Annotated in this window: 13 protein-coding genes; 2 read left to right on the top strand and 11 right to left on the bottom strand. The window is 48.5% G+C overall.

Translation table 11 applies throughout. From position 1 onward, the window contains the following. Positions 1-397: 397 nt before the first annotated feature. Complete coding sequence (locus AB5Y91_RS00420) at positions 398-1030, bottom strand: tetracycline resistance transcriptional repressor TetR(E) (RefSeq protein WP_017411289.1); 633 nt, start codon at positions 1028-1030, stop codon at positions 398-400. Positions 1031-1110: 80 nt separating this feature from the next. On the opposite strand from AB5Y91_RS00420, the gene tet(E) reads away from it, so the two are divergent. Together tet(E) and AB5Y91_RS00410 are read left to right on the top strand one after the other, a co-directional pair. Continuing rightward, positions 1111-2328, top strand: a complete 1218-nt coding sequence (gene tet(E), locus AB5Y91_RS00415; RefSeq protein WP_017411290.1) for a tetracycline efflux MFS transporter Tet(E) — start codon at positions 1111-1113, stop codon at positions 2326-2328. Between the two features lie 786 nt (positions 2329-3114). Continuing rightward, a complete protein-coding gene (locus AB5Y91_RS00410) occupies positions 3115-3567 on the top strand; it encodes an antitoxin Xre/MbcA/ParS toxin-binding domain-containing protein (protein ID WP_139729371.1) in 453 nt (150 codons plus the stop codon). Between the two features lie 378 nt (positions 3568-3945). Here AB5Y91_RS00410 and AB5Y91_RS00405 read toward each other — a convergent pair whose 3' ends face one another. From AB5Y91_RS00405 to hxsC, 10 genes are all read right to left on the bottom strand, one after another. Next, positions 3946-4245, bottom strand: coding sequence for a hypothetical protein (locus AB5Y91_RS00405; RefSeq protein ID WP_139729370.1), 300 nt, complete (start codon positions 4243-4245; stop codon positions 3946-3948). A 54-nt stretch (positions 4246-4299) separates the two neighbouring features. After that, entirely contained in the window at positions 4300-5916 is a 1617-nt protein-coding gene (locus AB5Y91_RS00400) for a TnsD family Tn7-like transposition protein (protein ID WP_139729369.1), read from the bottom strand. Between the two features lie 4 nt (positions 5917-5920). Beyond that, entirely contained in the window at positions 5921-6880 is a 960-nt protein-coding gene (locus AB5Y91_RS00395) for a TniQ family protein (RefSeq protein WP_232100187.1), read from the bottom strand. Next, a complete protein-coding gene (locus AB5Y91_RS00390) occupies positions 6877-8325 on the bottom strand; it encodes an ATP-binding protein (protein ID WP_163149500.1) in 1449 nt (482 codons plus the stop codon). The genes AB5Y91_RS00395 and AB5Y91_RS00390 overlap by 4 nt, the downstream gene beginning before the upstream one ends. Next, positions 8322-10463, bottom strand: a complete 2142-nt coding sequence (locus tag AB5Y91_RS00385) for a transposase (protein WP_232100188.1) — start codon at positions 10461-10463, stop codon at positions 8322-8324. The genes AB5Y91_RS00390 and AB5Y91_RS00385 overlap by 4 nt, the downstream gene beginning before the upstream one ends. Before the next feature lie 37 nt (positions 10464-10500). Next, positions 10501-11370: a TnsA endonuclease N-terminal domain-containing protein gene (locus AB5Y91_RS00380; RefSeq protein WP_139729366.1), complete on the bottom strand. Its 870-nt coding sequence runs from the start codon at positions 11368-11370 to the stop codon at positions 10501-10503. Between the two features lie 439 nt (positions 11371-11809). Further along, the gene (locus tag AB5Y91_RS00375; protein ID WP_139729365.1) at positions 11810-12124 is read right to left on the bottom strand and encodes a M48 family metallopeptidase; all 315 of its coding nucleotides are present in this window, start codon (positions 12122-12124) and stop codon (positions 11810-11812) included. A 76-nt stretch (positions 12125-12200) separates the two neighbouring features. Next, complete coding sequence (locus tag AB5Y91_RS00370; RefSeq protein WP_139729364.1) at positions 12201-12473, bottom strand: DUF5334 family protein; 273 nt, start codon at positions 12471-12473, stop codon at positions 12201-12203. 41 nt (positions 12474-12514) lie between these two features. Next, positions 12515-13093, bottom strand: a complete 579-nt coding sequence (gene hxsA / locus AB5Y91_RS00365) for a His-Xaa-Ser repeat protein HxsA (protein ID WP_139729363.1) — start codon at positions 13091-13093, stop codon at positions 12515-12517. Further along, positions 13090-14295 carry a His-Xaa-Ser system radical SAM maturase HxsC gene (gene hxsC, locus AB5Y91_RS00360; protein ID WP_163148698.1) on the bottom strand — a complete coding sequence of 402 codons (1206 nt, stop codon included), beginning with the start codon at positions 14293-14295 and terminating at the stop codon, positions 13090-13092. Before hxsC ends, hxsA begins: the two co-directional genes overlap by 4 nt. Position 14296: the final 1 nt, after the last annotated feature.

Genomic DNA, 14296 nt, shown 5'->3' with positions numbered 1-14296 from the left:
GTATTCAATGAGTTAACGATACCAAATGTGACATTTAAGTTGGAAACTCAAAAGTAATACTACATCTGCTCCGTGAGCAAACAGGACATTTAAGTTGGAAAACAGGCTCTATTTGACGTGATGGGGAGGGTGCGAACAAATCCTTGACACGAGATCATCAGATTTTCTTAGTACCATGGATGAGAACCAACGTGAGCCATCAACTGACCTTCGCTGACTACGAGTTCAATGGCAAACACCGCCAGACCCGCAAAGAAATCCCCCTCTTGTTCGGATCTCCCTAATTTATCAAAGGCTATGCACATACACATTTTCAAGAATATTTGTCGCGTGAAAAATAAAAATCACTGGCGATAGATTTAAAATTACTACCGTTAGTACTGCCCCATAGACAGCATCATTTATTATTACCCTGGATGGACATATATTTTTCATCTAATTGTGCAGAGAATCCAACTATTAATGATTTCAGCCCGAAATGGAAGGCCGTTTCAGCAGTGGTTCTCGTCTGAACATTAAATGCCTCCTGTAATAATGGTGGCACAGCGTCCATCACTGTATTGTATTCTGTCGGGTTTGTGGCTTGCTCTTCCAATACTGCACCCAGCGTAAAATGGCTGATAGATTGCAGAATGAAAAGAGCCTCCTCGACCGAAAACCCTGCATCGCATAGACAGCGTAGTTGCGCCTCTGCTTGTTCAAACTGGGGGGGCGTAGGAGAGGTCCCTATATGCAATCGGGCTCCATCACGATGGACCAATAATGCTTTACGGAAACTCAGAGCATTTTCCTGGAGAAACTGCTGCCAACTCTCAGTCGGTAACGGTACTGAACGGGTGTGATGCTTCACCAGTATTGCCTCTGAAAGCATGTTCATAAGGGTCTGCTTGTTGCGCACGTGCCAATACAGAGTCGGTTGCTCAATTTTGAGGGACTGCGCCAGCTTACGCGTAGTCAGGCCCTCTAGCCCCTCTCTGTCCAGCAGGGTGAGCGCCATTGAAATTACGTCGTCCAAGCTTAGTCGTGCCATCACTATCTCCTTTCGCTGTTGACAATCTATCACTGATAGAGTTACTTTTCAAACCCTATCACCGATAGAGAGCGTTAACTATGAACCGCACTGTGATGATGGCACTGGTCATCATTTTTTTAGATGCCATGGGGATTGGCATAATTATGCCTGTCTTACCGGCGTTATTACGGGAGTTTGTTGGAAAGGCTAATGTTGCGGAGAACTACGGTGTTTTATTGGCGCTGTATGCAATGATGCAAGTGATTTTTGCCCCTCTTCTCGGCCGCTGGTCAGATCGCATAGGTCGTCGCCCTGTATTATTACTTTCACTTTTAGGTGCAACACTGGACTACGCATTAATGGCAACAGCCAGCGTAGTGTGGGTGTTGTATCTGGGACGCTTAATTGCTGGTATTACCGGTGCGACTGGAGCTGTTGCAGCCTCAACAATTGCCGATGTCACACCTGAGGAATCCAGGACACATTGGTTTGGTATGATGGGTGCCTGTTTTGGTGGCGGTATGATTGCTGGACCAGTCATTGGTGGTTTTGCAGGTCAACTTTCGGTACAGGCACCGTTTATGTTCGCTGCTGCTATTAACGGGCTGGCATTTCTGGTCTCCCTATTCATTTTACATGAGACCCATAATGCTAATCAGGTTAGTGACGAGATAAAGAATGAAACAATCAATGAAACCACATCCTCCATACGCGAGATGATCTCCCCATTATCGGGATTGCTAGTTGTCTTTTTCATCATTCAATTGATTGGCCAAATCCCTGCAACATTATGGGTTTTATTCGGAGAAGAGCGCTTCGTATGGGATGGCGTAATGGTCGGTGTTTCATTGGCTGTGTTTGGGCTTACACACGCACTGTTTCAAGGACTTGCTGCTGGTTTTATCGCTAAACATTTGGGAGATCAGAAAGCTATCGTGGTTGGCATCTTGGCTGATGGCTGTGGCCTACTTTTATTGGCAGTCATTACGCAAAGCTGGATGGTTTGGCCAGTTGTGCTGTTACTCGCTTGTGGTGGCATAACTCTTCCCGCTTTGCAGGGAATTATATCTGTTCGTGTCGGTCAGGTAGCACAAGGACAATTGCAAGGGTTGCTGACCAGTTTGACACACCTCACGGGTGTAATCGGTCCACTTATTTTTGCATTTTTGTATAGTGCAACCCACGAATCTTGGAATGGTTGGGTGTGGATAGTTGGATGCGGATTGTATGTAGTTGCACTGACTATACTGAGGTTTTTCTATCCCGGCAGGGCTGCCCACCCGAAAAATCAGAGCAATTCACAGCCATTTCTTTAAATGGTAATGGTAACTGTATGCCCCCAATTCCTAGACGTGAAACCGACCGTTGCACAGCATCAGAAATTGTGAATGTAGCACATTGGACTACTACGAGAACCTACAATGCAAGCCATACTATTTGAGTAGTATTAACGCTACTCCATAACGACTGTCGCCATACTGAAAGTATGGTAAACAGAATAAAGAACTGTCTTCCACAATTGCAAGCCACCATGCCAATCTGTCAGCGCATAATGCCCATTATGTTTAATGGCAGAGTTTGCGTAGCAAAATGGTCACTTCGCAGCTAATTAGTAATTTGGCGCCAGTTTTACACCCTCAGCCAAAGCCAGGCAGGGCCTGATTGGCGTGAAAGTTTATGACAGATGGCGAGAGAGTTTGGCTCGCTAATGGGGCCGCTCCAGTTTGCTGCAAGAAAGACCATCAAGCGGGCATTTTGTTATCGCAATGACCCACTCGCCACCGGCAGGCGCGAACACCAGTGAATCCCCCTGCTCGGGCGAGATGCCAGATGGTAAAGCGGAGCCTAGGCGATAACTTTCGTCATCAGATGACACCACTCACCAGTTGGCACACGCCTGCGTTGCCGATGCAGGAACCTAATCGGCTCATCGCTAGATCAGCCCCTGATTCGTCACAAAAGCGTCAACGCTTTCGTCAACAACCAGCGAAATGCGCCAAACTAGATGAGACCCTAATAGACTCGTGAGCGATGGATTTTATTGAGTCCGGCAGTGTTCACGACTATCATAAACTGAGCCATATGGAGACCGCTAGCGCATCATGAATCGTGCTAACCATGTTCCCACCACAAGCGGCTCATCTGTGACCGATGTTCTTGCATCCCTCGCTCTGCCGCGTAATAGGCTGGCGGCTCATCGACACATTGTCGCCGGAGTCTCACCTGAGGTCGTCATCAAGTTGATTGCTCTGCTAGGGTCGGATACACGTACTGTTTGTGCGATGATCGGCATTCGCCGGGATGCGCTGAGTCGCCGAATCAGGCAGGGCGCTCACCTCTCCCCCGCTCAGGGAGATCGCCTTTACTGGGTTGCACTTGCGATGGAGGCGGTCCTATCCCTGCACAACGGCGATATTATCAAGTCGATGCGTTGGCTCGCTCGACCAGATTGGGGATTAGGTGGTGAAACGCCCGCTGAGGTGCTTACCTCACCGATGGGCGCTCAGGCGGTTATCGACCTTGCTGGAAAAATTGAACACGGCGTCCCTTATTGATTCACCGTGCATGTCATCTTTTATACCAGAAACACCCCTTTCAACCGGTGGCAGCGTATCTGTGCTCGGACAGCCAAAAAAGAACTCATTCAGAACCTATATGTTCAGTGTTCTGAAAGTTTGCCGAAAAATTTAGCCCACCAACCAAGCTGAACCTATTTGCCACTAGATGGGCCATCAAGGGTAGTATTTCACTGCGTTTGGCAACGCGCCCTGGGGGCCATATCCCATTGTCCACTTCCCGACTACAAGCTCGATATGTGGGCACCTATGACTCAGCCAACTCCTTCGATCAGTTCGCATGATTCGATAACGAGCGCTAATCGCCTCATTTATGCCCATTTCATGAGGCGAATAATGCCGCTAATTGCCTCATCGTTAGATAAGTTCATGATTTCCCTCAATTTGGCCAAACGTGTCCGGATCGGCGGGTTGATAGTCCTCAGCAAGCATGTTCTGCGACCGGTGAGCCTGCCTCAGGTTTGCTAGCGCTTCGAAAAAACAGGTTTCGCAAAGATGCACCTGATATTGCGCACCATCGTGCTGCGAACCATACCCCCAGCGCGCAGCCAGCGTGCCGAACTCCTGCGTACCAATGGTGGTTGTCGTGCTGCTACCACAGACATCGCAGAGAATATCGACGACCTGGGTGGTGGGGACGATGGCTTCGACTTTCATGACAATACTCCTCGTGTTGACCCCTGACAGCCGTGCCGATATCACCGGTGGTCATCAGGGTTTGGGATGCTGGGCTGCGTAAGCAGCGACAAGTCGCACAGCCAGCGCATAGCTGAGCGGTAATCTAGCTTTGTATTTCCTGAGCCAATCCGGTCTGCCAAGCGCTCTCTCCAGCGCGGACAGTGACCTTGCCTCCCCGTCCAACTGTTCGAGTTGGGCCACCAGTGCCCGGTCACGTCGTACCCAATCCACGGAGGGGTGGTAGACAGACTGTTTGGGAGCGGGCAACTGCTGATACAGCCAGGAGCGATCATGCCGATAGAGCCAGCTGAATGCCGTTCGGCACGCCTGTTCGATGCCACCGCGACTGGCATCGACATGCTGTGCCAGGTATGTCGTCAATGTATCTCGGTGCTCACGCAGCTTACGCACGCTGCCCAGATGCCGCCGCCAATCAGACAACCCCTGATGGCTCTGAATGATGGCTTCGACCGCACCGACTGAGACGCCATGGCAATGGGCGATCTGCTGTCGGCTTACCCCCATGAACGCCTGCCGCCATATTCCCCGCGCCACCGCCGCAGTGATGCGCTGGGCTCGGTGTTCGACGGGGTGGTTGTGTCGCAACGCGAGTTGCTTGATATAACCGACACTGTAACCGGTCTGGCGGGCGACCTGACGCATGGAGAGCGGCTCTGCCAACCACCTTAGCACTGCTCGCTCGACGGCTTGCGCGTCACGCGCTGGCGGCACAGGCAACACCTGCTGCACCTCGATGGAGAAGAACTCCGCTGGGCTGCGACTCACAAACGCCATCAGCATCACATGTTTCAGGTAGTGGTGACTGCGGTCACCGTGCACCAGCCCCGAGACGTATCGATAGTTGGCCAGCCCCGGCGGCACTATTGGCGTTATATCGGCAAACAACCCCTGCCAGAACTCCGTCATGGCCTGCAACAGTGGCTGGCTACGCAGATGGCCTCGGGCCGTCAGATAGCCCTGTTGCCCGAGCCATCGCTGGTACAGCTCCGCTAGCGACTCCGTTGGCGACTGGACGCACAGATACCGATGCAGAGCGGTGATATATGTAGAAAGGTTTATTTCCTGTTCAGATGGACGCGATGGTTCACAGGGTATCTCGGGATCCGGTAGAAGCAGTTGCCGATCAATGCCTCCTGCACTGGCAGCCAGAGTTTGCAATCGCAGCGCATGCTTGGTACAGGCCGTGACCCCGTACAGTTGATGCGCCGTATGCCAATATCCACATCCTACGTCCTGTTCATCCTCTCGTAAGCAGGCGGGACACCATTTCAGGCAGACACCGCCAAAAGCCAGCTTGCTGGCCGCTTGTCCTGACAGGGCCATCAGCCCCTGCCCTTCACCCAACATCGCAGATGCCAGGGTGTCGACTTGCAGCTTGTCTCTCAACGTAAGGGCATAAAGCGGGAAACCCGTACCATGGTGCAGCAGGTATTGTGGATCCACTCCCGCTGCCTGGGCCGTTGCCTCAATATGACCTGGTAATGACGGATGCAGACGAATGGCCGGATGATGGAACAAACGGTCACAGACGCGGTTGCGGTCACTGTAGGCCGACTGCACGAAATACTGCGAGACCCAACTGTAGGCCGACTCACCAGGGATGTACGCCGGGATTACCGAGCCCAACACAAGGTCAGCCCTCAGACCTCAGGAGCCCCATCAGATCGACGCCTGCATGCTGCAACATGAGAAGGTGGACCAAGGGGTGCAACGGATCTCGGGCTGACTGCTCATGGTAGCCCCGTGCATTACGCAGCTGAGGAGGTAATTGCCATCCCTGACCGTCCCCCTCTGAATTGGTGAAATACGCAGTGAGCGCCTGGGGATCACACTGCGCGTCCATCTGCTGAAACCACGCATTGATCGCTTTGATGCTCTTGACCGTGCGCATCGCCTCGCCCGAGATTCCCATAGCCTCTCTCACATAACCTGTGAGCGTTGACAGAGTGAGGCTGCAACCCGACTGGACCAATGCCAGCGATGCCAACTCGATTTCACGCATCCGCTCGGTAAAATGACCATCGTATCCCCCCATCCAGTGGCCGCAGTGCGGGCAGAGGTTGTCATAGGGAGGAATGGGCAGCTCCGACAACACCATGGCTACAAAACCACAGCCAACACAGCGTCCGGATAGGCCACGTTGATGCCGATGGCAATGAAACGCCCCTGGCAATTGATGGTCGCGGTGGTAATAGGGCATGCCCTGAGTATCCTGATCCTCGGCAATACAGTCTGTACACCAACGCCAGTATCGATGCTGTACATTGTTCTGACCGGTCACCCTCAACCGGAGCGGCGTGTGGCCCGCCAACGCAGACATCAACATACCCTGCTCAGGCAGGCTTAAAAACGGGGTCAGATAATGGCCGTAGCCATGTGTCTGCCAGGGCTGCGCTATCCCCTTCGCCCGAAAAATGGCATCGAGGGCCATGTCATCGGCATGAGATAATCGTTGGGGGCGAATAGGTGGACTACCCAGACCCAGCGCTTTTACCGTAGCGGTGAACGTCCCATGGATGCTCAGCACATGCATTCGACCAGCCACGGCTCCCAGATGTTCGCCCGGCAGCAACTCTAAACGATGGAGGATCATTTCGGCTGCGCCTTATCTAGGTTGTAGCCGAGTTGTCCTAACAATACTGACGGCGATAACTGATCCAGTTTTTTACGTTTCTGTACCTCAATCTGCGATGATACGGGTTTGTCGCTCAGCTCGACTTCCCCTTGAATCAGGTTCATGGCGGGCGGCGGAGTTATCTGTGTCATGACATCAGAATGACTCGCCACCGACTCCAGCATCAGCATCGGCTCAAAATCCTCAAATTTGTGGTAATCACCTTTTCTCAGTGCAGTTAACGCCGGGGTCAACACTCTAAATTCACGATTAAAAACTAAGTCCAGCGCGGCTATCGAAAGATCTTGATCCTGAGGTGCCAGGAACGTGAGATAGGCGAGGGTGGCCCTAACCAGGCTACTGGCAATTGCCGGAATGCCCATACTCAGATAATGAATATGCCTACACAATATATCTACCGATGTTGATTGATTTTTTAGTAATTGAGTCTGGCATAGCAGGCGGATAAAACGGTTCCAAAATGAGCTATTAGAATCGCAACTCGCCAATAACATAGATCCATTTTTGGTCACTCGCCGACCGATAGTTGTTTCACGCTCAAATAATGATAGCGTTGCAAATGTTCCTACCAGCATGATCGGCACACCGACTCGGTTGAACAATTCCTCGACGAATTTTATCGACGTTTTTTCATTGATACTTAAAACTTCATTACGGGAGGATTTGGCTAAATTTTGGGCCTCATCAACGACCACCAACCCAACACCATGACCGATAAGGAGTTTACGCACTATGGTAATTAACTCATTGACAGACCTATTACGGTGTTCATAAGTGTATGCCTGTCCGGTCACCTCATCCAGCGCCTCCAGCATATTTAACAGCAGCGCTTTTTGACCACGACGCTCGTGAATTTCTACATACAGGTACGTTACCTGAGATTGATCAAGCGTATGTTCCTGCCCTTTGTGGTCGGTATAATTGAGATGTTCAATAACTTGATCAAATAGTTTCAGGATGCGTCTTACCATGAATGATTTTCCACGACCACTCAGCCCAACCAACAAATAACTCTGCAACACAGAATAGAGATCCAACCCTGATAAATATGCAACCTGATTAGGATTGGTCTTATCTCTATCGATAGCCGTCAGTATTCGCCGTATATCAGTTCGCAGAGGATTGCGTTTATCATATCCCGCTTCAATCATGCGTCGCATGACATCATATAATCGAAATGCCTCGTCTTGAACGGCATAAACATCGTTCAACTGATCTATCTGGGTGCGGATATAATAGCCATGAAGCGATGCATCAACACCAGTCAAATCAACATTGTTAACAAAAGGAAACTCGCTGACTGCATAAAACTGCTGCATTGTTAACGGCTGACCCAGCGCCTCAATGAATGGGTTGTCTCGATACTGTCGATTAGGATGCATATAATAATTTGGCTGGCTCATTGTTCGTCTTCCTGAAAGGATATTACTGTCGGATCATTCAAATTTTGTTTGGATTGCTGTGGTGCGGGCCGATGGGCTTGTTCCCGGTTGTCGGCCCTAGACAGATCGGCATAAATGGCTTGCATTTCATTATATCGCTGCTGTACAGCCTCAACATGCTTGAGGGTTTTCATCCCTGGCTGAATGCCTTTAGCGTTGGATTTTTTAAGGTGGCGACTTTCTGCTCTAATAGCATCATCACATTGCTTTAAATCCATTTCCAGTAATGCACGGGCATCAAATCTGCTTTCATCCAGAATAGCCAGTTGTTCTTTGACAATCTCTTGGCGACGCATAACATTGGCCCAAATTTGGTTTTTATAGGCTTCGCTACGATCAGTCAAATCCAGTTGGAGGAGCTCTCCACTTTCGTCATCCCCATACCAGATATGATTGGTACTGATATCGGTGTATCGAACCTTTATTTTGAAACGACTAATATTTTTGGCTCGGTCCAGATAGCCCCTACGCACAATTTCATTACAATTATAATATAGGCCTTTGAAGTACACTCCCTGAGACCTAACTGTTGCCTCTGCTTCCGGCAACAATGCATATCGCAGGCGATCTGTTGACACTCTTGGTTTCAAAATCGCCTGCTCCAGCCCCCAATCCCAAACACTGCGAGATGTAAAAAGCACACCATCTCGCGACATCTCAAAATTATGAGATAGGACTCGCTCCCTATTATTGTTGGTAAATATGATACATTTTATCAGTCGAACCATAAACTGTTCATAGGTATACAAAGAATTACGGGACGCATGTTGGTCTTCTTTTTTTGGAGATTTTACAACCTTGCCAGAGTCAAAGGGGATCGCTAGAGACTGAATAATATCAAAACTCTTCTCAACCGTGCCTTTCATATCACCACGATGATATGCATTAAAATTTCCTACAGTGATACCAATTTGACCACGAAGGAGGGAGGTTATATTGCTATCAGTATTCTCTGAACCTCGGTCTAACGTTAATTCACGACAAACTTCTTGGCAGGGCCAATCAGACTCATCTATTTCATAGCCATACTGCCTACAAAATTCGACCTTATTACTCATAGCATTAAACAATGCCTGACTGGCACCGTGCCAACAAGGACTATCAAAACCAACATGAAGTCCCACAATCATTCCACTGAAACTATCGACAACACTATAGATTACAGGTCGTCCTATACTGACCAGTTCATCTTTGCTGTAGGAATATCGAATATATATATCTGCAATAGTACTATCAATTTCGTAGCGCGATGCCGGCCCTCGTAGCCCCGCTCTGGCGAGCCCAGGTTTGCCGGCGAAATCTCGAGAATAATTTATACTGCCCACCCGCTTTTTCAAAAACGTCAACTGATCAACATATTTAGTAAGCTGGCGCTTGAATGATTTGGGAGAAATAAGATAATTTCTGGATAGTAACATTTTGAATGGTTCAGCAATATCCTCGTCCGGGGCTCCCATGGGGCGCAACTCTGCCGAGGCATACTCCATACAAAAATCCAAATACAACCTAGAAAGCTGGACTTCTGTCCCTGAGCGGATTTTCTTGGAGAAAAATACTATATTCTTAATGTCTTGTTGGGTAATACCACGGTAAGATTTACCATAAAGCGTTTCGCGCCCTCGTTTTGATGCAAGACAAATTTTCCCCTTTTCAAGCTCCAAGTATGTAGTGGGCAACTGGTGATTTTTGCCACATGCGAAATAATTAGGCAATAGCGCATTGGGCATTCCACCACATCGGAAGTAGCGATTCAGCTGACCAGTGACATACTTTTTACTTTTTCCTGAGTGCTCAATGAGTAGTTGCAAGATCCCGCTTGAGTCACCATAGAGATAACGATGCCTCAGTTCGGGATCACTTATCAGGGGTTCAAGAGCAGCAAGCCCCTCATCACGCTTTTTTATCCAGTTTGGACTTAAGTTATTATCTGCTTCATAGATGATCTTCGGAAAATCATGATCTGCTATATGTCTACGTCCTTGACAAATATCATTTTTAACTTCGTCAAGCGACAAGGTAAATGGCCGTTTCGGTGAATCGAGAAGCAATTCAGTTACAGCTAGCCTCATTGTATCCCAGCAGATATCAATGATCAGCAACTCGGACCTATTCTTGGTATCAGACACGATCTTTTGGTTAACCCGCATTAGACCTCCGTATTACTGGCAGAGGAAGGTATAACTCGATTCGTTGTGTTAAATCGATGTTCAAACGACCGGTATAAACCGCGTGTTGGAACAAGCACTGCACCTGCAATTTATCAATATTTAGTTCGTAGGCTACTTGTTGGATTAACATCAGCAGCGTGGATAAAGGGGTTGCCACCATGTGGTGTCTAAACCGAACAATAACATTGGCATAAAATTCACCCGAAACCTGAATCAGTTCAGCCTCATCAAAACATTCTCGCAGAAACTCTAAATTGTAAATAACGGTGGCATCAAAATTCTTCTCTGTTATCAACACATGGTCGGTATTTTGGGTACGCCAAAACTCAATGGCAATTCTTTCCTTTGCCAGAGTGCGATTGACGACTCGCGGACTTGTGATTGCTGGGTCAAGCGCATCAGAATATTTAAAGCCATATGGTGTTAGAATATGTCCTGCCTCTGCTTTCCGAATAATGACAAAATCTTGGGTCATTGTTTTTGCTGGGATACGACCACCATGATTGCCCCTCTCTTTGTAATTACCAGGATGGACAATGTTCAGAGATGCAGCAATTTCCAACGTCTGATGCAGCGGTAGCGGATATTGCTCCAGAATGTCGATCACGGTTGGGTCATGCTCAAGACAGAAAAAGGGCAGCCGCTCGCCACGGCTGAGAAGATGATGCTCACGACCCGTTTTGTGGCTAAATACAATCTGCCCCTGACCATAGGTATGGGACTGTCGCACTGTGACCCAGGGCCGATACCCCCAAACCTGGATGTCTCGGTTGTATCGCTCCGTTTTGGCGATTTCCGCATCTGTGATAATTGGCTGCTTAACCATCTTTTGTTTCATGACCTCTCCTATCTGACTTGCATACAACCTAGTCAGCAGGCAGGGGATCGTCAACAACAAGAATGAACGTAAGATGTTGTTTTATATTATTTATTTTTATAAATATTAACTGATGCTGCTGTGGCGAAAATTCCACACACATCTGTTTTTCACATTTTTCTTTTAAAAACACAACCTTATTTATATATGCATAAATACACACAATAGTGCATATTTATTTTTATAAATAATAAGTACAAGTTTTTTTATTCCAATTTAGACATAAGCGGGCGGCTGATATAGAGCATAATTCTGAGGCTATTGATTGCTCTGCACAGAAAAAATGGCCTTTCGGCCATGAGAGGGCTCCTTTGAGGATCAATAGACGGCATCAGTACCAAAGAAACAGCCCGGCAAGGGTAACCTGCCGGGCTGTGGGAGTGACTGGCGATTAGATAACTTACGCCAACAATCGAGCCGCCATCCCGTCCAATCGCTCTTTGGTCTTTTCCCAACCTGGCATCACCTGACTCATCAGCCGGTAAAACTGCTCGCTGTGGTTGTGCTCGGCGATATGGCAAAGCTCGTGCAGGATGACGTAATCGATACACTCGCGGGACGCTTTGACGAGGTGTGGGTTGAGCGTGATCCGGCCATGGGGGGAACAGCGCCCCCACTGGGGGATGATGCGAATAAGCCACCAAACACAATGCCATGCCTTTATAACCAATTGAATTTTAAGGACTAAAAATTCCAATTTTATTGTAGAGGACATTTATTCGCCCCCTCCTTAGCTGGTCAGGACACGGTGCTCAACCGATTAGAGGTATTACCCAAGTGAAACTGCGAAGTCATTCCATTTCAAATGTCCGATATTCACCTGATTCATGATCATATACTTCTACCTCTGCACCACTACCACTAGACTCTACACTCTCAACATCCGCTGAACGATACTCTCCAGAATCATGGTCATAATATTCAATTTCCTCCCCAGCTCTTACTAAATTACCGCTTTCAATCTCAATGTCACTCCCAGAATCATTGTCAACACCTTCCCATGCATAAATATTAGAAGACATTATTGCAGAAAAAAAAACTAGAGTGATTGTTATTTTTTTCATCTGTAATCCTTTTTAAATTAAGTTAAGAATGCCCGGATGACTCACTGAATTTGAATACCCAAACTTGTGAGTAAGGAGGTCGTCAGTGTTCCCGTACTACTTAACCTGTTATCACTCTGATAGCGTTTTATCTGGGCGCGGGTTTTCGGGCCAATCTTGCCATCGATAGTACCTACATCATAGCCTTTGGTGAACAGTGCTAATTGCACCCGCATGACCAGATCCATCATGGCGCTATCATTGGCTGTCAGCCGTCTGGCTGGTGAAGTGACTTCGAGAGGGTCCTGCAAGCTTTGGTTAAGGCTGTTTACACTGCTGCCATATGCTCGCGAAGGCACAGCGACAGGGGCCGAATAGGTCGAGGTGCCGTAGCCTGAGTAGTGAGAACGATGACTGGAGTGCGAGCGATGTGAACTGTGCGAGCGATGTGAACGGTGGCCTGCATAGAGGTTGTTCACATCCATGTTCAACGAGGCTTCCATGTTGGGCAAGTTGTCTAAGTTCAACTGATTGAAGGCGTCATCGGAGAGATGCGCTTCGCTAGCCGTGACCCCATGCCCACTTAGCACACCCAGACCCAGTACACCCCAACGCTGCAACGTGGACATTAGTTTTTTCATAACAAATTTATTACTCCAATATAAGAGTCATCATCAACACTACATAATGATTTAGTTAAAACACCTGACTTGTGATCAAGGTTCGACGCAAAGAAGCCACAGCAGACAGCCTTCGAAGCACAATCGTCACAACCTTGCGGGAATCCATTTTTCCAGTCGGAAATACTTTGCGCGGCAAAATCGCGCAAACTCAGCGGCAAGTGACAATGCGGAATATTGTAAAGGCAGTACTGCACATTATTCATTTTCAGGGTATTCATGGCAGAGCTTAACGCGGGCAAATGCTCAGCAATGGGAGAGTACACCGTAGCGTAATTTTGCTTGGCAAAGCCCGTTAATTCGATCCCCATAAGGGCAACAAAAGAGACAAACGATAAATTTCTGACAATAAACTCACACAGCGCTTCGATATTTCTGAGTACATCTTTCGTCAAGACGATCCGCAGTTCGATGGACTGCTCAATCGTTTTTAGGTGATAGAGGCCGTTGATAGTCTGATTGAATGCCCCGCGAGACTGCACATGGTAATCGTGATCGAGGGCCATTGCCCCATACAATGGGACACCCCATAGCACCCGCTCATGCCCAATCTGCTGAATCTCATCGATCAGCTCCCTATTACTCAGGTTTTTTCCATTGGTCAAAACATGAAGCTGGGTTTGCGGCAATTTCTGGTGGCAATGGGTCAGAATTTTCAAAAAATCCGCCCCTAACGTCGTCGGTTCACCGCCGCTGATCCCCAAAGTACGCGGCTCATCGTCCAACAAATCAATGATGTCCAGTGCATCATTCACCCGCCAAGCGTCATCCACATTTTTCGGCGGCTGCGAGCACATGATGCAGAAGTTATCGCACCGCTCTGTCAGGAACAGTGAGTTGGAGCCACTGCGCTGCTTGTAGGCGATATACACGGCATCCGTTAACGTCACAATGATGTCGCCATCGTCAAGGCGCTCGCCTTCCTCGGTGACGTGAATGATTTGACCGTCAAAAAGCGGGGTTGCATGGTCATAAATGACAATAGCCCCCCACTTGATGGAAAGCAGGGCTTCGCCTCTATATTGCCCGTCGGGGTAGATCAGGCATAACTCGTCCGGTGATCTTCCTGTGGCGATGTAGCTATCAACTGTCGTTACCCGCAACGGGCGGCGAGTTGTAGAGGGATAATGAATGACCGCTCTTAATTTCAGTTTGAAGCTCATC

Origin of the sequence: Aeromonas sp. R4-3, from assembly GCF_040908275.1 — a bacterium.
GTDB classification, from domain to species: Bacteria; Pseudomonadota; Gammaproteobacteria; order Enterobacterales; family Aeromonadaceae; genus Aeromonas; species Aeromonas rivipollensis.
The sequence above is the reverse complement of the archived record's forward strand: the minus strand, read 5'-3'. Positions and strand labels throughout refer to the sequence as shown.

Bases quoted from the DNA above. Each gene is read 5' to 3' on its own strand.
- AB5Y91_RS00410 (WP_139729371.1), top strand. From the start codon at position 3,115: ATGAATCGTGCTAACCATGTTCCCACCACAAGCGGCTCATCTGTGACC.
- AB5Y91_RS00405 (WP_139729370.1), bottom strand. From the start codon at position 4,245: ATGAAAGTCGAAGCCATCGTCCCCACCACCCAGGTCGTCGATATTCTC.
- AB5Y91_RS00420 (WP_017411289.1), bottom strand. From the start codon at position 1,030: ATGGCACGACTAAGCTTGGACGACGTAATTTCAATGGCGCTCACCCTG.
- AB5Y91_RS00395 (WP_232100187.1), bottom strand. From the start codon at position 6,880: ATGATCCTCCATCGTTTAGAGTTGCTGCCGGGCGAACATCTGGGAGCC.
- hxsC (WP_163148698.1), bottom strand. From the start codon at position 14,295: ATGAGCTTCAAACTGAAATTAAGAGCGGTCATTCATTATCCCTCTACA.
- AB5Y91_RS00380 (WP_139729366.1), bottom strand. From the start codon at position 11,370: ATGAAACAAAAGATGGTTAAGCAGCCAATTATCACAGATGCGGAAATC.
- AB5Y91_RS00375 (WP_139729365.1), bottom strand. From the start codon at position 12,124: ATGTCCTCTACAATAAAATTGGAATTTTTAGTCCTTAAAATTCAATTG.
- AB5Y91_RS00390 (WP_163149500.1), bottom strand. From the start codon at position 8,325: ATGAGCCAGCCAAATTATTATATGCATCCTAATCGACAGTATCGAGAC.
- AB5Y91_RS00370 (WP_139729364.1), bottom strand. From the start codon at position 12,473: ATGAAAAAAATAACAATCACTCTAGTTTTTTTTTCTGCAATAATGTCT.
- hxsA (WP_139729363.1), bottom strand. From the start codon at position 13,093: ATGAAAAAACTAATGTCCACGTTGCAGCGTTGGGGTGTACTGGGTCTG.